We start from the raw sequence: 18,069 nt of genomic DNA, 5'->3' as shown, positions 1-18,069 counted from the left end.
ATAGTATAATGAACTCTCTTGAAAAAGGGAGTTTTTTTATGCTTCAATATTACTCCTCTTCCCTGTTCTGAAACTTCGTTCGTTTACTTCCTTCGTAAATATCATATTTCAACAATCTTGCTTCTAATTTTCCGTTGAATAATTTGATTTTTCGGGAAGGTTTTAATCCCACAAATTTCAACGCTTCCAAATTGGCTGTGATAAACCAAGCTTGCGTGTTGGGATAACTTTGCTTGAAAGTATCACCGATTTCTCTATAAAAACGTTCCATATCAATATCCAAGCGTTCACCATACGGCGGATTGAAAACCATATGAAGCGGACCTTCGGTTTGTTTTTCTGTTTCAAAAAAGTCTTTCTGTTCTATCGTAACATAATCATCCAGATTAGCATTTTGAATATTGTCTTGAGCTTTTCGAACTGCACTCGGAGCTTTATCAAATCCTTTTATTGTATAATGAAATTCACGTGTTTTCTTCATCAAACTATCAATAATTTGGTCGAATAAATCATTATCCCAATCATTCCATTTTTCAAAAGCGAATTCTTTTCGATTGATATTGGCGGGAATATTACAAGCAATCATCGCTGCTTCGGCTAAAATGGTTCCGCTTCCGCACATTGGATCGAGAAAATGAGAAGTTCCATCCCAACCGGAAAGAATCAACATTCCGGCTGCTAAAACTTCGTTAATCGGGGCAATATTCGTAGCCGAACGATAACCACGTTGATGCAATGACTCACCGGAAGTATCCAATGAAACTGTGCATTGATCACGATCTAAGTGAATGTGAATTCGTAAATCCGGAAAATCTTTATCAATACTCGGCCGTACTCCTGTTTTTTCACGAAATTGATCCACAATCGCATCTTTCGTTTTTAAAGCTACAAATTGTGAGTTGTTAAACGCTTCAGAATACAATGTGACATCGACAACAAAAGTCTGTTTTTCGTTCATAAACTGACTCCAATCAACACTTGAAATTCCATCATACAAACTCTTGTCATTAAACACTTTAAACCATTTAATTGGCTTCAAAATTTTAAGAGCTGTTCGCAACGATAAATTGGCTTTGTACATAAAACCTTTGTCGCCGGAAAAAGTGACAACTCGTGTCCCGGTTTGCACATCTTGTCCGCCTAATTGCTGCACTTCTTTGGCTAAAATATCTTCAAAACCAAAAAAGGTTTTGGCTACCATCTTAAAATTCTTCTCCATAACTGTTTAAATCTGTAAAACTTGGCAAAAATACACTAAATTTGCACGTTCTTAAAGCATCTATCCAATTAATGTCAGAATCTAAAATTCCTTCAACTCGCAACTCGCAACTCGCCACCGAAAACTGGTACGCCTCTTGGTTTGACACTCCGTATTATCATATTCTTTACAAAGACAGAGATTATGAAGAAGCACAGGCGTTTATGGATAATTTAACCGAATATTTGAATTTACCCGAAGAAGCCAAGATTTTAGATTTAGCTTGTGGAAAAGGTCGTCATTCGATTTATTTGAATCAATTGGGTTATGATGTAACAGGAGCCGATTTATCTGAAAACAGCATAAATGCAGCTTCAAAATCATCGAATGAAAAATTGCATTTTATGGTGCATGACATGCGAATTTCGTTTGAAGAAAAGTTTGATGCTATTTTCAATTTATTTACCAGTTTTGGTTATTTTGAAGATGATGCGGATAATTTAACAACACTAAAGGCCATTCGCGACAGCTTAACAGAATATGGATTTGCTGTAATTGATTTTATGAATGTGGATTTTGTGTTGGAAAATTTAAATCCGGAAGAAACTAAAACAGTCGATGGCATCGATTTTCATATTAAACGATATGAAAAAGACAATCATATTTATAAAGAAATTTCATTTTCGGATAAAGGAAAAGAGTTTCATTTCACCGAAAAAGTGCAAGCTCTCCGATTAGCTGATTTTGAAAAGATGATGGATGAAGCCGGAATCTATTTATTAGATGTTTTTGGAGATTATAAACTACGGAAATTCTATAAATCACAATCTGAACGTTTAATTTTGATTTTTAAATAATGCAGTATATCATCACTTTTTCGGCTGTTATTTTAGGTTTTTTGATTGCTTTGTTTTTAAAACCTCAAAAGAAAAAAAACATCAAATTATTACTGGCTTTTAGTGGAGCTTTTTTGCTTTCGCTAACGGTTTTGCATTTGCTTCCCGAATTATTTCACGAAGGTCATCACCACGTACACGAAGGCGAACACGAACATCACACGCTACCGGTTGGGGTTTTTATTATGATTGGAATTTTATTCCAAATTATTCTTGAATTTTTCTCGAAAGGTGCCGAACACGGTCACGTTCACGTGCATACAGATGAAAACAATGAAGTACATCAAATTCCGTGGTTATTGTTTATCAGTTTATGTATTCACGCGTTGTTAGAAGGATTTCCGATTCACGAAAACACTAATTTGGCTTATGGAATTGCGGTGCATCACTTCCCTATTGCAATTATTCTCACGCTGTTTTTTGTAAATGCTAAGATGAATAAATTGATGGTTTTTGCCTTTATGTTTTCGTTTGCATTGATGACGCCAATCGGAACGTTATTAGCGGAACAATTGCATTTTGCTCAACATTATTCTAAAGAAATTTCAGCCATTGTAGTGGGTATTTTATTTCACATTTCATCTACCATTATTTTTGAAAGTAATGAAGGTCACAAATTCAATTTAGCAAAAGTAACAATGATTGTATTGGGATTTTTATTGGCTTATGTGATGGAAATGGGGCATTCGCATTAAGGTTTTCTATTGTCGGTTGTCGGTTTTCTGATTTGAAGTGAAGTTATATTTCGTCATTGTAATCAAAAAAACTCAGCTTCTCAGTAACTCAGCAACTTTTTTTACTATTTTCAACTTTGGGAACATTCAAAATTCACTTATCTTTGAGTGAAAATTATAAGTATGTCTTTTACCATAACTACCGAACAATCCTCCAACTACGAACATCTGGAAAAGATGTCAGTTTCCGAATTACTACAAAACATTAATAATGAAGATAAAACCGTTCCATTAGCGGTTGAAAAAGCCTTGCCTCAAATTGAAAAAACCGTTCAAAAAGTGGTTAGTCAGTTAAAAAATGGCGGAAGACTTTTCTACATCGGAGCTGGAACTTCAGGAAGATTGGGTGTTGTAGATGCTTCTGAATGTCCGCCAACTTTCGGTGTTCCTTTTGATTTGGTTGTGGGAATCATTGCCGGTGGTGACAAAGCCATTCGAAAAGCAGTAGAATTTGCCGAAGATGATACCGAACAAGCTTGGAAAGATTTATCGGAGTTCAACATCAATCAGAACGATTTTGTAATTGGCATTGCGGCTTCTGGGACTACACCGTATGTGATTGGTGGTTTGGAAATATGCAATCAAAATAATATCCCCACAGGTTGTATTACTTGCAACGAAGGAAGTCCGCTATCAAACGTTTCACAATTTCCAATTGAAGTTGTGGTTGGACCCGAATTTGTAACCGGAAGTTCAAGAATGAAAGCCGGAACAGCTCAAAAGTTGGTTTTGAATATGATTTCAACCGCCACGATGATTCAACTTGGAAAAGTGAAAGGTAACAAAATGGTAGATATGCAATTGAGTAACAATAAATTAGTTGATCGTGGCATTCGAATGATTATGAGTGAAATTCCGGTGAGTTATGAAGAAGCGGGAATTTTGTTGGAAACGTATGGTAGTGTTCGGAAAGCAGTGGAGAATTTTCAGTCGCAGTAAGCATTAATCTACCATAGAAACTCAGTCACTCATAACCTTAGCAACTTAAAAAATATGGACAACAAAGAACTCCTCTTTAAAGGAATAAAATATGCAGTAGGTTCCATTCCTTTGATGTTTTTGGGACCAATCCTCATTCATAATGCGTTTATGAACAAACATACTTGGATTCATTACATCGTTTTGGGTGTAGGTATCTTTGTCTGTATTACTGCGGTTTCATTTATGTTTAGAGGAATAAAAATTATGATGAAAAGTTTATTTGATGGAAACGAAAACTAATTACCTCGAAAGTGTCAAAAAACAATTTCTTTACTATAAAACGTTGGGAGAAAAAGCAATGGAACAACTTGAACCGGAGCAACTTTTTATTTCTGTGAATGAAGACACAAATTCCATTGCAATTATTGTGAATCATATGGTGGGAAATATGCTTTCGCGATGGACCGACTTTCTAACCACCGACGGCGAAAAAGAATGGCGAAACCGTGATGCTGAATTTGAAGAAATTTTCACAACCAAACCTGAACTTGTAGCTCATTGGGAAAAAGGTTGGCAATGTTTATTTGATGCATTAAATGGTTTACAACCGGAACAACTGGACGAAATTATTTACATCAGAAACGAAGGCCATACAGTTATAGAAGCCATAAATCGTCAATTGGCTCATTATCCTTACCACATTGGTCAAATTGTTTTTTATGCCAAAATGTTGAAAAAAACCGAATGGCAAAGTTTATCCATTCCCAAAAATAAATCGAACAATTATAATGCAGATAAATTTTCTAAAGAGAAAAGCATTAAGAATTTTACTGATGATGAATTAAAAAAATTAAAATGAAAAAATTACTTCCACTTCTTAGTTTATTCCTTATTTCCTGCTATCAACAAGAACGAAATTGTGCTGATTTCAAAACTGGGAAATTTCAATTTGAACAAGAAATTGATGGCAAAAAAGAGATTTCAATTTTTGAACGAAATGATACTTTACAAATAGAAACCTTCCGTGGAAAAACAGATTCTTCCTCCGTTCGGTGGTTAAATGATTGCGAATTTGTCTTGCAAAAGCTTCATCCAAAAGGCATGAAAGAAAAAAAAGCAATTCACATGAAAATTTTAACAACAAACGAAAAAAACTATACATTTGAATATTCTTTTGTGGGCGAGGCGACTAAGCAGAAAGGCGTTGTAACAAAAGTAGACTAGTTGCGTATAAGTATAATTAATCACATCAAATTTTATGGAAGTATTTGCTAGTCCCGATGCGTGGATTGCCCTTTTGACATTGACTTTTCTTGAGATTATTCTCGGAATAGATAACATTATTTTTATCTCCATCGTAACCGGAAAATTACCTCAAGAAAAGCGAAAAAAAGCCACTCGAATCGGTTTATTTTTGGCAATGTTTATGCGAATTGCGTTGCTTTTTGGAATATCCATTTTAATTGCAATGAAAGCTCCTTGGTTCTCTGTTGATTGGGGTTGGTTTAGTGGAGGATTTACCGGACAAGCAGTAGTATTATTTTTAGGAGGATTGTTTCTGATTTATAAAAGTACTAAAGAAATTCACGAAAAAGTAGATCATAAAGGCGAAGATGAAAAAGATTTAAAAATATCTGCTGCCAAATCGTTTGGAAATGTGATTTTTCAAATTCTTTTAATTGACTTAATTTTCTCTGTGGATAGTATTTTAACTGCAGTCGGAATGACAAATGGTATTGAAGGTGCTCTTTATATCATGGTAACTGCTGTAGTGATTTCAGTGGGTGTAATGATGCTCTTTGCTGTTCCGGTTGGTAATTTTGTGAACGCAAATCCATCCATTCAAATACTTGGTTTGGCTTTCTTAATCTTAATCGGATTTATGTTGATTACCGAGAGTATGCACTTATCTCACGCAACTCTAGCCGGTCAAGAAGTAGGTGCTGTTCCAAAAGGCTATCTCTATTTTGCTATTGCTTTTTCACTAGCTGTGGAATTTATTAATATGAAAATGAGGAAGAAAAGCGTCCATTAGAAAAAAAATAAAAAAAGATGTAACAATTTTCATTGTGATGAATCAAAAGGAAAACTTTTAAAAATCACAACTTATGAAAACTGTTACATTTTTTATTTTATCACTTGTAAGTTCATTAGTAACTTCAATGTACGCTCAAAAATCATTTGACGTAACTATCAAAGGAAAAGGAGAACCCGTTTTTCTATTTCCAGGTTTTGGATGCACGGGTGAACTTTGGAACGATACTGTTTCCGAACTTTCTAAAACCCACGAATGCCACATTTTTACATTTGCCGGTTTTGGTGATGTTGATCCTATTGAAATGCCTTGGTTTTCTACTATCAAAGAAGAAATTATTACTTATACCAAATCAAATAAAATCAATAAACCTACTTTAATTGGGCACAGTTTGGGTGGAACATTGAGTTATTGGTTGACAGCTTCTGAACCTAATTTATTTAAAAAAGTGATTGCTGTAGATGCTCTTCCCTGCTCTGCCGCCTTGATGATTCCGAATTACAATGGAGAAAAAATTTCGTATGATAATCCGCAAAGTAAAATGATGTTGCAAATGGATGAAATTGCTTTCAAAGGAATGAATGCACAACAAGTTCAGTTTATGTGTAAAAATCAAGAAAAGCAAAAAGTAATTATTGAAATGATGAATAAAGCCGATCGAAAAACTTACGTTAATGGTTATATTGATATGTTGAATTTAGATTTGAGAGAAGAAATTTCAAAAATAAAAGTTCCTGTGATTATCTTAGCTGCTACATTTCCTGATAAAGCTACGGTTGAAAAAACCTATCAAGCACAATTTGAAAAATTACCTTCTGTAAAAATAAGTTATGCCGAAAATGCTGCTCATTTTGTAATGTATGATCAACCGGAATGGTTTATGAAAAATCTAATCGAAAATTTGAAATAACTTGGAAAAGCAATCCCAATTTAACGAACTATTCAACACACACTATCCCAAGGTTTTGCGATTATGCAAAGGATATTTCAATGGCGATTCTGATTTGGCTGCCGATGCTTCCCAAGAAGTTTTCATTAAAGTTTGGGAGAATTTAGATTCGTTTAGAAATGAGTCCAGCTTAAGTACTTGGATTTTCAGAATAGCTGTAAACACGTGTTTGGTGTATTTACGAAAGAAATCAATTAAAAAAGAAATTCGTTCTGATCAATTTCCAAACCTTGAAACAGAAAATTATTCTCCTGAAATTGAAGAAAAATTAAGCAAAATGTACGCTTGTATTCAAAAACTCGATGAAATGGGAAAAATGATTATTCTGATGGTTTTAGAAGGAATGGAGTATAGCGAAATTGCTCAAGTGGTGGGTTTGACCGAAGAAACGCTTCGAGTTCGAATTCATCGCATTAAAAAAAGTTTAACTCAATGTGTACAAAAATGACAGAATTTAATAACATACAAGAAATTTGGAATTCACAATCGGAGGCCAAACCAAACACCACTGCTTTGGCATTAATTGCTAAAGCAAATGAACATACCAAAACCTTAAAACACAATCATTATTGGACAATCGGAATTATTTCTGTGACCGTTTTGATTTTATTGTTTTACTTTTTTTGGACGAATTCGCATCAATTTAATTCACTCACGATTGGATTGAGTGTGATGATTTGTATGCTACTTTTTAGAATTATATTGGAAATCAACAGTTCAACCAAACTAAAAAGCATAAAACCGGATTTATCATTAATAGACTATTCTCAAAAAGTAAAAACATTTTATGAATGGCGAAAAAAGATTCATCTGATCCTAACACCAATTATTTACATCAGCTATTTTATTGGTTTTACTATGCTTTTGCCGACTTTTAAAGCTAATTTCAGCAACGGATTTTATATCTATTGTTTAGTGAGTGGTTATGGATTTTTCTTTGTCTTTGGCTATTTTTTAATCAAACAAATTAAGAAAGAATTAAAATTGATTGAATTTCTTAATCAAGTGAAATAATTTTAAGATTGAATGTTACAATAATACAATTGATTCGTCTTCAATATATTATTAATCAAAAAACAATCAATCATGAAAAAATTAATTTGTGCTGTAGCTGTACTTTTTATTTCCGTTTCTTCTTTTGCTCAATCTTTTGAAAAGTTTGAAAAAGAAGAAAATGTGAGTAGAGTTTCAATGAACAAGAGTTTATTCTCTTTAATTGGTAATTTATCAGAAAAAGAAAATTTATCCTCAGAAGATAAAAAAGTCGTAGATTTTATCAATCGTATCACATCATTTAAAATGTATTCCACCAGCGATACAAACTTGCGGAGCGAAATGAAATCTATTGCTAAAAAATTCAAAAAATCTAAAGAATTTGAAGAATTAATGCGAATTAATGACGGAGGAAAAGAAGTTGAATTTTTAGTAAAGAGCGGAAAAAACGATGAAATTAAAGAACTAATTATGTTTGTGGAAGGTTCCGGCGAAAATGAATCGGTTGTTTTTCAACTTACATTAAGCTAATTATTATTTCAAATTAAAAAGGTTCGCAAGGGAATTATTCTCTTTGCGAACCTTTTTTTTATTTTGATTTGAAATTAAAACCTAATCCAAACTCAACGTTATCTGACCATCATCATCCAATTCCGTTTGAATATCATCGGAAACATTATCTTCTCCTGAAACTTCCATTTCTTCAGGTGCTTCTTCTTCCGGTTCTTCGAAAGGTAAAGGTTCTAACAGATTGATTTGCTTAATTTTATCCGTCGTCAACTGATTTCCAAGAGCTTTTATTCCTTTTACAGCAATAAATTGTTCAATATCAACCGTTTGATTGTCTTTTTGAACTCCTTTTACTTTGGCATAAATAACCTCTGCAACCGGTCGCCAATCAGTTGAAACAATTTCTAACTGCGATTTTTCGTGTTCGGTGATGAAAATTTCTTCTTTGTTTTCGTTTTCAATTAAGAATCGTTTCACAAAATAGCGATCTTTTTCCCCATCATAATAAATAGCAGAAATTGGTTTTTTAGGATGCCATTTTTCCAACACAACCATATCTTCATCAAAATGTGTTGTCAATTCAGGAATGATTGTTTTTAATTTTCCGGATTGATTTACAACTAAAATTCGATCATTCGGACGGAATTCACCCAACAACTCGCCTCTTCCATCTACATTCAGACGTTGAACGGTGTCATCAAACCAAATTTTTCTTGGTCGTAAGGTCGAAATCCCTTTTTCCTTTAATTCGATTTTTTTAATCGGATATTTGGTTACGGTGTTTCCTCGGGAAGCTCTTCCTTTAATGGCAATATCGGCAAAATCTACATCCCATTTTAGTTTTTTGATGCTTCCTACTTGACGAAGTAAAATCGTAACCACTTCTGCTTCACCATTTGGATTAGCCGAAAAATAAGAAACCATCGAACCTGCTTTTTCCTGTGTTAGATCGTAAAATTTATCTCTCGTCACACCGGAAACATTGAATCGTTTGATGAAAGTGGAACCATTTTTACCATCGCGATAAATCATGTTGTAAATCGTTCGCTTATCGTTTTTATCAAAAATGGCAATGTGAATAATATCTTTTCCGATGAATTTTTTGTCATCTACTTTCGTCACCATCATTTTTCCGTCACGGAGAAAAACTATCACATCATCAATATCGGAACAATCGGCAACATACTCGTCTTTTTTGAGGCCGGTTCCCATAAAACCTTCTTCTTTGTTTACGTATAATTTGGTGTTTCGTAAAACTACTTTCGTTGCTTCAATCGTATCAAAACTTCGCAATTCGGTTTGACGTTCTCTGCCTTTTCCGTATTTGTCTTTCAATTTCAAAAAGAAATCAATGGCAAAATCAATAATATGATCCAAATGATGTTTCACTTGTTCCATTTCCGCTTCCAACTTCGCAATGGCATCATCCGCTTTATCCGAATCGAATCGTGTGATACGAATCATCGGAATTTGCGTTAATTTCTGCAAATCATCATCATTAATTTCTCGAACAAATGATTTTAAAAACGGCTTAAATCGATCATACATATACGTATACAACGATTCACGGTCGGAGTACAATTTAAAATCAATATACATTTCTTCGCGAATGAAGATTTTTTCTAACGTAGAAAAATGCCATTTGTTTTCGAGTTCATCCAATTGAATTTCCAACTCACGTTTCAACAAATCCACCGTTCGATGGGTCGAAATTTTCAACATATCGGAAACACCGATAAACAACGGTTTATGGTTTTCAATCACACAACCTAGCGGAGCAACCGAAGTTTCGCAAGCGGTGAAAGCATACAACGCATCAATGGTTTTATCAGGAGAAACACCCGGCGGAAGATGAATTAAAATTTCAACTTCGGCTGCGGTATTATCTTCAATTTTTTTGACTTTAATTTTACCTTTTTCATTGGCTTTCAAAATACTGTCAATCAACGTTCCGGTGTTGGTAGAAAACGGAATTTGCGTAATCACCAACGTTTGCTTGTCCAATTGCGAAATTTTTGCTCGCACACGCACACGACCGCCACGCATTCCGTCGTTGTAATTGGAAACATCGGCAATTCCGGCAGTTGGAAAATCGGGAAATAAGGTAAAAGGTTTGTTTTTTAATATTTTAATCGAACAATCAATCAATTCAATGAAATTGTGTGGTAGCACTTTCGTGGATAAACCAACGGCAATTCCTTCTGCACCTTGAGCTAACAACAGTGGAAATTTCACCGGAAGATTGACAGGTTCTGCACGACGACCATCATACGACATTCCCCATTCGGTAATTTTTGGAGAATATAAAATATCGTGACCCAACTTTGAAATTCGGGCTTCGATGTAACGGGAAGCTGCGGCACTGTCTCCGGTTAGGATATTTCCCCAGTTTCCTTGCATATCAATGAGCAAATCTTTCTGACCGATTTGCACCATCGCATCACCAATACTCGCATCTCCGTGTGGGTGATATTGCATCGTATGACCAACAATATTCGCCACTTTGTTGTAACGACCGTCATCGAGTTCTTTCATCGAGTGCATAATTCGGCGTTGAACCGGTTTAAAACCATCTTCAATAGCCGGAACCGCACGCTCCAAAATTACATAGGAAGCATAATCGAGAAACCAATCCTTATACATTCCAGTCACTTTGGTGATGGTATCTTCGGGGTTTTCGTCGTTTTCGTAAAAATGTTTGTTACTAAAAACTTTTACGTCGTCAAAACCTTGTTCTTGGCTTGACTCGTTCAGTTCTTCGTTTTCATCGTCTGGGATGATGTTTTCTTCGTCTTCGTTCATTTATGCTGAATTTATTTTCAGTATATTATTTACTTTCAATCAATCGTTTAAAATCTTCTTTGCTTGGTAAAATGGTTTTGTATTTACTGGCAAAAATTTGTTCATTTCCTTCCGGTAAAGTATATTCTACCAATAAGTTACTTTTGTTTTGACACAATACAATTCCGATGGTTTTGTTTTCGCCTTCTAATCTCATTTCTCTGTCATAATAATTCACATACATTTGCATCTGACCTAAATCTTGATGCTTGAGTTCGCCAATTTTCAAATCTATTAAAACAAAACTTCGCAACACTCTGTTATAAAAAACCAAATCGATTCTGAAATGCTTATCATCAAACGAAATTCTTTGTTGACGAGACACAAAAGCAAATCCTTGTCCTAATTCTAACAAAAAATGTTCTAGTTTATTGATGATTTCTTGTTCTAATTCTGATTCAGAATACTGATGCAATTCGGGTAATCCTAAAAATTCTAAAATATATGGATCTTTAATGATGTCTTTTGGTTTTTCAATTAGTTGACCTTCTTGAGACAATTTCAAAACACCTTCTTTGTCTCTACTTAAAGCTAATCTTGTGTACAATGCAGAATCGTATTGTCGTTTGAGTTCACGAACACTCCAATTGTTTTTTACTGATTCGATTTCATAAAATTTTCTTTCACTATTATCATCAATATTTAATAGAAAAATATAATGAGACCACGTGAGAATGAAATTTAATGTTAGGACAGGTTTTTCACTTATCAAAGAAATACTAGACACTGTCTCGGATTTTTTATTTTCTACTTTAGAAATACTAGACACTGTCTCGTAATTTGAATAAACAAAATATAACTTCCTCATATTCTGCAAATTATCTACAGAAAAACCTCGTCCAAACTCCTTTGTTAATTCCTTAGAAAGTTCTTTTAAAACTTGTTTGCCGTAGGCTGCTCTTTCTTTTCCATTTTGTTCTTCTTCTACAATCATTCTTCCTATTTCAAAATAGGTATAAACCATTGTTGAGTTGATGGTACGAATAACCTGTTGCTGAGCATTTTTTACTAACGCAACAACTTGTTGAAACAGCACTTTATTTTGAATTTCTCCTGACAATAGCAACAATTTTTAAACCACCTTAAACTTTTAAACCTTTAAACTCCTAAACTTTTAATTCTTCTCAATCGTATCCAACTCCACCTTCAAATTATTGATAATAAACTCTTGTCTATCCGGGGTATTCTTACCCATGTAAAATTCCAACAAGGTTTCGATGGAAGTAGCTTTATCCAACATAACCGGATCTAATCGAATACTTTCCCCAATAAAATTCTTGAATTCGTCGGGCGAAATTTCTCCTAATCCTTTGAATCGGGTGATTTCCGGTTTTGGTTTTAATTTTTCGATGGCATCTACTCGTTCTTGTTCCGAATAACAATAAATCGTTTCTTTTTTATTTCGAACACGGAACAAAGGCGTTTGCAAAATATACAAATGTCCGTCTTTGATTAATTCCGGGAAAAATTGCAGGAAAAACGTAATCAACAACAAACGAATATGCATACCATCCACATCGGCATCGGTAGCGATTACGATGTTGTTGTAACGCAAATCTTCCATCGATTCTTCGATATTTAAAGCGGCTTGCAACAAGTTGAATTCTTCGTTTTCATAAACGATTTTTTTTGTCATACCATACGAATTCAACGGCTTTCCTCGCAAACTAAACACGGCTTGTGTATTAACATCACGAGATTTGGTAATCGAACCAGAAGCCGAATCTCCCTCCGTGATAAAAAGTGTACTTTCTAAACTTCTCGGATTTTTGGCATCGGTTAAATGCACTCGGCAATCGCGTAATTTTTTATTGTGTAAACTCGCTTTCTTTGCTCTGTCTTTCGCTAACTTTCTTATACCGGAAAGTTCTTTGCGTTCTCGTTCTGCTTGAAGAATTTTCCGCAAAAGTGAATCGGCAACCTCAGGATTTTTATGTAAAAAGTTATCGAGTTTTTTCGAAATGAAATCGTTAATGAATGTACGAACCGTCGGCCCTTTTGGTCCAATATCTGTAGAACCTAATTTGGTTTTAGTCTGACTTTCAAAAACCGGTTCTTCAACTTTAACTGCAATTGCCGAAACAATTGATTTTCTGATATCTGACGGATCAAAATCTTTTTTATAAAACTCACGAATGGTTTTTACAATTGATTCACGAAATGCGTTCAAATGCGTTCCTCCTTGCGTTGTATTTTGTCCGTTAACGAATGAATGGTACTCTTCTGAATACTGTGATTTACTGTGTGTGATAGCAATTTCAATATCGTCTCCCGAAAGATGAATGATTGGATAAATCATATCTTCCTCCGTAATATTTTCTTCTAATAAATCTTTTAAACCATTTTCAGAATAATACTTTTCGCCGTTATAATAAATTGTTAATCCCGTATTGAGGTAACAATAATTTTTGAGCATTTTGATGATATACTCGTTACGGTATTTGTAGTTTTTGAAAATCGTTTCATCGGCAATAAACGCTACTTTGGTTCCGCGACGTTTGGTTGTTTCTTGAATGTCTTCTTCCAACGTTAAATTTCCGGCAGAGAATTCAGCTGCTTTTTGTTGGTTGTCACGAACGGATTCCACACGGAAATAATTGGACAAGGCATTCACGGCTTTTGTTCCAACTCCATTCAAACCAACTGATTTTTTAAAGGCTTTTGAATCGTATTTACCTCCGGTATTCATTTTTGAAACCACGTCGACAACTTTTCCTAACGGAATTCCACGACCGTAATCACGAACGGTTACCAACTTATCTTTAATGGTCACTTCGATCGTTTTTCCGGCACCCATAACGTATTCATCGATACAGTTATCTAACGTTTCTTTCAGTAAAATGTAGATACCATCATCGGGGGACGAACCATCGCCCAGTTTTCCGATATACATACCGGGTCGCATTCGGATGTGTTCTTTCCAATCGAGGGAACGAATATTGTCTTCGGTGTATTGATTTTGCTCTGACATAGCGGAAATATGGATTTTGTGCTAATATAGCGGATAAAGCAAAATTTTAAAAGGAATATGGTTTAAAGTTATTAAGAAACATATTGACAGAGTCACTGTTGTCGGTTGTCTGTTATCTGATAACTGTTTTTTATTGATAGTGATAGAAAATTCCTTTGTCTGCCGGAGTCCAAAAAGCAGCTTTCATATTGGCTTTTTTTAGGGCTTGGTTTGCCCACGTATTACAAGTATAAAACAAGTTGTAGGTTCGATGAGCTTCATAAAAACTGTCATTTTTGCCATAGGTTGTAGCGTCAATAAAAATGGGATTTCCGTTGGTATCATATTGAAAACTAGCTTCAATGAAAGTAATTAATTTTTGATATTGTTCTTTCGAAATTTCAATTTTTACACAACTTTCATTTTCTTGAATTTGTTTGTAAAAAGTGGTATGCATAGCCGAAGTTCCGAGGTTAAAGGCTGCGTTGAAAGCTGTGCTAAATTTTAAATCAGACCATTCCGGTGTGTCGAGATAAAAACCTTTGTCTCCCCAACCGAAAGCTAGAAATTGATGGGTCGAATCTTTAGATTTTATTTTTTCAAATTTTATTTTTTCTGACCAATCTTTTAAATCGGTTTTAATGGGTAAAACCAAATCAGTGTGAACGCCGTTTGATTTGATGTAAATTTCATATTCTTTTGCATTCTCCGATTGATTTTTATTAACCGGAATGATAGAAAAAATAACTGCTGAAATTCCGTAAATCAGTAACAATAAGATGATTGACAAAACAAATTTCAGCAGTAATTTGAAAGTTAATTTAACAATTTTCATCTACTATTTTTTAGGAGGTAGGACTTTAAAAGTTACAAAGGTTATATTCTCCAAATATATAGTAATAAATCTTCCGTATGATTTTTTATAGATAATTTCAAATTCAACTACATTATCCTCTAAAATTTTATGATTAAAAGGAATGCGTTGATTTGGTTTTCCTTCAAAAAGTATGCTTTCAATTTGGGTTAGATTTTTTAATCTAAAAGAAAGTTTTTGACCATCAACCGCTTGAAGAACACCTTTATTATCTAACAAAATAATTCCTTTTTCGGGAAATGGGAAATAATGTAACGGAAGATTTTCAAACCAATCTCTGTTTAACGTTTTGTCGAGCCACTTTCCGTCTTCGGGAAAATGTTTCATAAAAAAGAGTTGCTCAGGTGTGTCGAAATAGAAATCGTTGTATCTTTTACTGAATTTAGATGTATTGGATTCGGCAAAACCTGAACCCCAAGTAGCATCAAGTAGTATCCAACGATTATCGGCAAAAACGGCATTCCATGTGTGATTTAGCGGTTTAGATGAAACTCCAATTTGATTAGGTGAAACCCGACCAAAACCTGAAATAGATTGTACTTTTAACCCCACTCTTTCTGCAATTTCGTGGTATAATTCGGTGAAATGTTGACAAACTCCTTTTCGGCTACGGAAGGCTTGATTGATTCTTTTTTGCTTTAATTCTTCTACTTTTTTATCGAATTGTTCTTTTGATTCGTATTTAATGACATCGGTGGTTGGATTTTGTGCCAGTTTCATGTCATACGTTACTGAATTGGCTATCCAAACATAAATGGCTCTGGCTTTATCGTAGTCGGTGGTGAAATCGGATTGGATTTTGTCGGCTAATTTATCGATGGATGAAAAAGATTTTGGATAGTCTACTACTTTTTGATCGACGGGATGAATTTCTTGAGCAGAAAATGTGCTGAAAACAAATAGAAATATAACGGTTATGTTTTTGATAGTCATAAGATAGTTGAGTTGAGTTGAATTTGATTACTAAATTAGCAATTAACGTACCGTAAAAAGTTAGGTTCTTGTTAAAGTTGCGGGTTGCGAGTTACGGGTTGCTTATTTTTTTTGAAAAACGTTGATTGCACAGCTTCTGCCCCCGACCTGCCTACCGGCAGGCAGGTTGAAACGGAAAGCATTTTGCAGGCTTGTTGGACATTTTCTTGCCGAAAAAGAGCGACCTTGTGAAGCTCCTTTTTTGGCTTAGAAAATGCCAACAAGACAAAAAATCTTGGAGTGGAAAGCGGGAGATGGCAGCTTAATAGTTGGCAGTTTTCAGTCACAGTCACAGTGGGCAGAAAATAAAAAACTGCTGAATTTCTTCAACAGTTTAGTCTATTTTCTTTTCTCTTTTTTCTATTCTCTTTACACATTAAAACGGAAATGCATCACATCGCCATCTTTTACAATGTATTCTTTTCCTTCTACGCGAAGTTTTCCGGCTTCTTTTACTTTGGCTTCTGAACCGAAATTGGAGTAATCTTCAAAGGCAATTACTTCGGCACGGATGAATCCTTTTTCAAAATCGGTGTGAATCACTCCGGCTGCTTTTGGAGCGGTATCGCCAATGTTGATGGTCCACGCACGAACTTCTTTTACTCCGGCAGTAAAGTAAGTTTGCAGGTTTAATAATTTATAAGCGGCACGAATTAGAACGGCAGAACCAGGTTCTGTTAAACCCATATCTTCTAAGAAAACTTGGCGTTCTTCGTAGCTTTCTAACTCAGTAATATCGGCCTCTGCTCCTACTGAAAGTACGATGACTTCGGCTTGTTCGTCTTTTACTAATTCGCGAACTTGATCTACATATTTGTTACCGTTTACGGCTGAAGCTTCGTCTACATTACACACATATAAAACCGGTTTGGAAGTGATTAATTGAAATTCTTCCATTAAATCTTCTTCGTCTTGGTTTTGCGGAATGATTGTTCGAGCCGATTTTGCTTGTAATAAGGCTTCACGAATTCGGTCTAACAATGCTTTTTCTACTTGAGCTTCTTTGTTACCGGTTTTGGCGGCACGATTGGTTTTTTCTAAACGTTTTTCAACAGTTTCTAAATCTTTTAGCTGAAGCTCAATATCAATCGTTTCTTTGTCACGGATTGGGTTTACGTTCCCATCAACGTGAACAATATTATCGTTATCAAAACAACGCAATACGTGAATAATAGCGTTACATTCTCTGATGTTACCTAAAAACTGGTTTCCTAACCCTTCACCTTTGCTGGCTCCTTTTACTAATCCGGCAATGTCAACAATATCAACGGTGGCCATTTGAACACGTTCCGGTTTTACCAATTCTTCTAAACGAGCAATTCTCGGATCTGGAACGTTTACCACACCAATATTTGGTTCGATGGTGCAAAAAGGAAAGTTCGCACTTTGAGCTTTTGCATTTGATAAACAATTAAAAAGGGTTGATTTTCCAACATTGGGTAATCCTACAATTCCTGCTTTCATTTTTTAGGTAATGGGTTATTGGTAAAAGGTAATCGGTTTTAAACGGGTGCAAATATAGTTTATAATATTGAAAGATTAAAACTTATCAAATCAGCAAGTGTGAATTGTGTAAACCTTCGTTAAAATTGTGTAAGGCAAAGCTTTTGGTGAGATTGTATCTTTACATTATTAATTATATAAAATATCAAACCATGAAACTAGCAGCAATAATTTTATTCGTATTAACCTTCTCATTAAGTCAAGCTCAGAATAAAAATGTGGTTGATGAAACTAAAAAAACCATCATAACCGTTAATGATGGCGAAAAAGAAACAAAAACAGTTAAAAACGAGAATACTCGAGAGGTACAAATGATTGAATTGGATGGTAAGAAAGATGCAACGGTTAATCGTGACGTTAAACCTTCACCAACAGTAGTTGAACAATCAACTGAAATTATAAATCCGGATGGAAGTGTCAGAATTGTAGATGTTGACCGTACAAATTACTATACGTTAAACGGACAAAAATATAAAGTAGAACTTGATGCTCAAGGTTATTCGTTACTTTCTGAAAACAATAAGAATATTGGAAAAATCAGAAAAACTACTACTAACAGTTTCATTTTTGCAGGAAAAAACAAAACGGCAATTGCCTATTTTGATACCAATGGAAACTTAGTATTAGAATCGTATAATCCAAAAACAGATACGGTTACTTTTGAAACTTATACAGTTTTAAAAGATTAATTTA

At 34.6% G+C, this 18,069-nt stretch carries 19 protein-coding genes; 12 read left to right on the top strand and 7 right to left on the bottom strand.

From position 1 onward, the window contains the following. Positions 1 to 49: 49 nt before the first annotated feature. A complete protein-coding gene (locus B4N66_RS12970) occupies positions 50 to 1,219 on the bottom strand; it encodes a THUMP domain-containing class I SAM-dependent RNA methyltransferase (protein WP_291095266.1) in 1,170 nt (389 codons plus the stop codon). A gap of 71 nt (positions 1,220 to 1,290) precedes the next feature. Between B4N66_RS12970 and B4N66_RS12965 the strand changes: the two genes are divergently transcribed. The 11 genes from B4N66_RS12965 to B4N66_RS12915 all read left to right on the top strand — a co-directional run bounded on the left by B4N66_RS12965 (position 1,291) and on the right by B4N66_RS12915 (position 8,257). Continuing rightward, positions 1,291 to 2,055 (top strand): class I SAM-dependent methyltransferase, encoded by a 765-nt coding sequence (locus B4N66_RS12965; RefSeq protein WP_291095265.1) that lies wholly within the window; start codon positions 1,291 to 1,293, stop codon positions 2,053 to 2,055. Next, entirely contained in the window at positions 2,055 to 2,789 is a 735-nt protein-coding gene (locus tag B4N66_RS12960; RefSeq protein WP_291095264.1) for a ZIP family metal transporter, read from the top strand. The genes B4N66_RS12965 and B4N66_RS12960 overlap by 1 nt, the downstream gene beginning before the upstream one ends. Before the next feature lie 162 nt (positions 2,790 to 2,951). Beyond that, entirely contained in the window at positions 2,952 to 3,767 is an 816-nt protein-coding gene (gene murQ / locus B4N66_RS12955) for an N-acetylmuramic acid 6-phosphate etherase (protein WP_291095263.1), read from the top strand. Between the two features lie 54 nt (positions 3,768 to 3,821). Continuing rightward, positions 3,822 to 4,049, top strand: a complete 228-nt coding sequence (locus tag B4N66_RS12950) for a DUF6095 family protein (RefSeq protein WP_291095262.1) — start codon at positions 3,822 to 3,824, stop codon at positions 4,047 to 4,049. Continuing rightward, positions 4,033 to 4,608, top strand: a complete 576-nt coding sequence (locus B4N66_RS12945; RefSeq protein WP_291095261.1) for a DUF1572 domain-containing protein — start codon at positions 4,033 to 4,035, stop codon at positions 4,606 to 4,608. Before B4N66_RS12950 ends, B4N66_RS12945 begins: the two co-directional genes overlap by 17 nt. Next, positions 4,605 to 4,973, top strand: coding sequence for a DNA topoisomerase IV (locus tag B4N66_RS12940; RefSeq protein WP_291095260.1), 369 nt, complete (start codon positions 4,605 to 4,607; stop codon positions 4,971 to 4,973). Before B4N66_RS12945 ends, B4N66_RS12940 begins: the two co-directional genes overlap by 4 nt. A 34-nt stretch (positions 4,974 to 5,007) precedes the next feature. Beyond that, a complete protein-coding gene (locus B4N66_RS12935; RefSeq protein ID WP_291095259.1) occupies positions 5,008 to 5,784 on the top strand; it encodes a TerC family protein in 777 nt (258 codons plus the stop codon). 73 nt (positions 5,785 to 5,857) lie between these two features. Further along, a complete protein-coding gene (locus B4N66_RS12930; protein ID WP_291095258.1) occupies positions 5,858 to 6,694 on the top strand; it encodes an alpha/beta fold hydrolase in 837 nt (278 codons plus the stop codon). 1 nt (position 6,695) lies between these two features. Beyond that, complete coding sequence (locus tag B4N66_RS12925; protein WP_291095257.1) at positions 6,696 to 7,181, top strand: RNA polymerase sigma factor; 486 nt, start codon at positions 6,696 to 6,698, stop codon at positions 7,179 to 7,181. Then, positions 7,178 to 7,747, top strand: coding sequence for a hypothetical protein (locus tag B4N66_RS12920; protein ID WP_291095256.1), 570 nt, complete (start codon positions 7,178 to 7,180; stop codon positions 7,745 to 7,747). The genes B4N66_RS12925 and B4N66_RS12920 overlap by 4 nt, the downstream gene beginning before the upstream one ends. A gap of 72 nt (positions 7,748 to 7,819) precedes the next feature. Continuing rightward, positions 7,820 to 8,257, top strand: a complete 438-nt coding sequence (locus tag B4N66_RS12915) for a DUF4252 domain-containing protein (RefSeq protein WP_291095255.1) — start codon at positions 7,820 to 7,822, stop codon at positions 8,255 to 8,257. A gap of 81 nt (positions 8,258 to 8,338) precedes the next feature. Here the strand turns inward: B4N66_RS12915 and B4N66_RS12910 are convergent, their stop codons facing one another. The 6 genes from B4N66_RS12910 to ychF all read right to left on the bottom strand — a co-directional run bounded on the left by B4N66_RS12910 (position 8,339) and on the right by ychF (position 17,337). Next, the gene (locus tag B4N66_RS12910) at positions 8,339 to 11,038 is read right to left on the bottom strand and encodes a DNA gyrase/topoisomerase IV subunit A (RefSeq protein WP_291095254.1); all 2,700 of its coding nucleotides are present in this window, start codon (positions 11,036 to 11,038) and stop codon (positions 8,339 to 8,341) included. A gap of 25 nt (positions 11,039 to 11,063) precedes the next feature. Next, a complete protein-coding gene (locus B4N66_RS12905; RefSeq protein WP_291095253.1) occupies positions 11,064 to 12,137 on the bottom strand; it encodes a PDDEXK nuclease domain-containing protein in 1,074 nt (357 codons plus the stop codon). Between the two features lie 54 nt (positions 12,138 to 12,191). Further along, entirely contained in the window at positions 12,192 to 14,048 is a 1,857-nt protein-coding gene (locus B4N66_RS12900; RefSeq protein WP_291095252.1) for a DNA topoisomerase IV subunit B, read from the bottom strand. Positions 14,049 to 14,178: 130 nt separating this feature from the next. After that, positions 14,179 to 14,862 carry a TIGR02117 family protein gene (locus tag B4N66_RS12895; RefSeq protein WP_291095251.1) on the bottom strand — a complete coding sequence of 228 codons (684 nt, stop codon included), beginning with the start codon at positions 14,860 to 14,862 and terminating at the stop codon, positions 14,179 to 14,181. Positions 14,863 to 14,865: 3 nt separating this feature from the next. Next, complete coding sequence (locus B4N66_RS12890) at positions 14,866 to 15,834, bottom strand: transglutaminase domain-containing protein (protein WP_291095250.1); 969 nt, start codon at positions 15,832 to 15,834, stop codon at positions 14,866 to 14,868. Positions 15,835 to 16,242: 408 nt separating this feature from the next. After that, a complete protein-coding gene (gene ychF, locus B4N66_RS12885; RefSeq protein ID WP_291095249.1) occupies positions 16,243 to 17,337 on the bottom strand; it encodes a redox-regulated ATPase YchF in 1,095 nt (364 codons plus the stop codon). Between the two features lie 191 nt (positions 17,338 to 17,528). Between ychF and B4N66_RS12880 the strand changes: the two genes are divergently transcribed. Continuing rightward, the gene (locus B4N66_RS12880) at positions 17,529 to 18,065 is read left to right on the top strand and encodes a hypothetical protein (RefSeq protein WP_291095248.1); all 537 of its coding nucleotides are present in this window, start codon (positions 17,529 to 17,531) and stop codon (positions 18,063 to 18,065) included. The last annotated feature ends 4 nt before the right edge of the window (positions 18,066 to 18,069 follow it).

The sequence above is a fragment of the Flavobacterium sp. UBA2787 genome (assembly GCA_002352205.1).
Classification (GTDB): Bacteria; Bacteroidota; Bacteroidia; order Flavobacteriales; family Flavobacteriaceae; genus Flavobacterium.
This window is presented reverse-complemented; position numbering and strand designations above follow the sequence as displayed.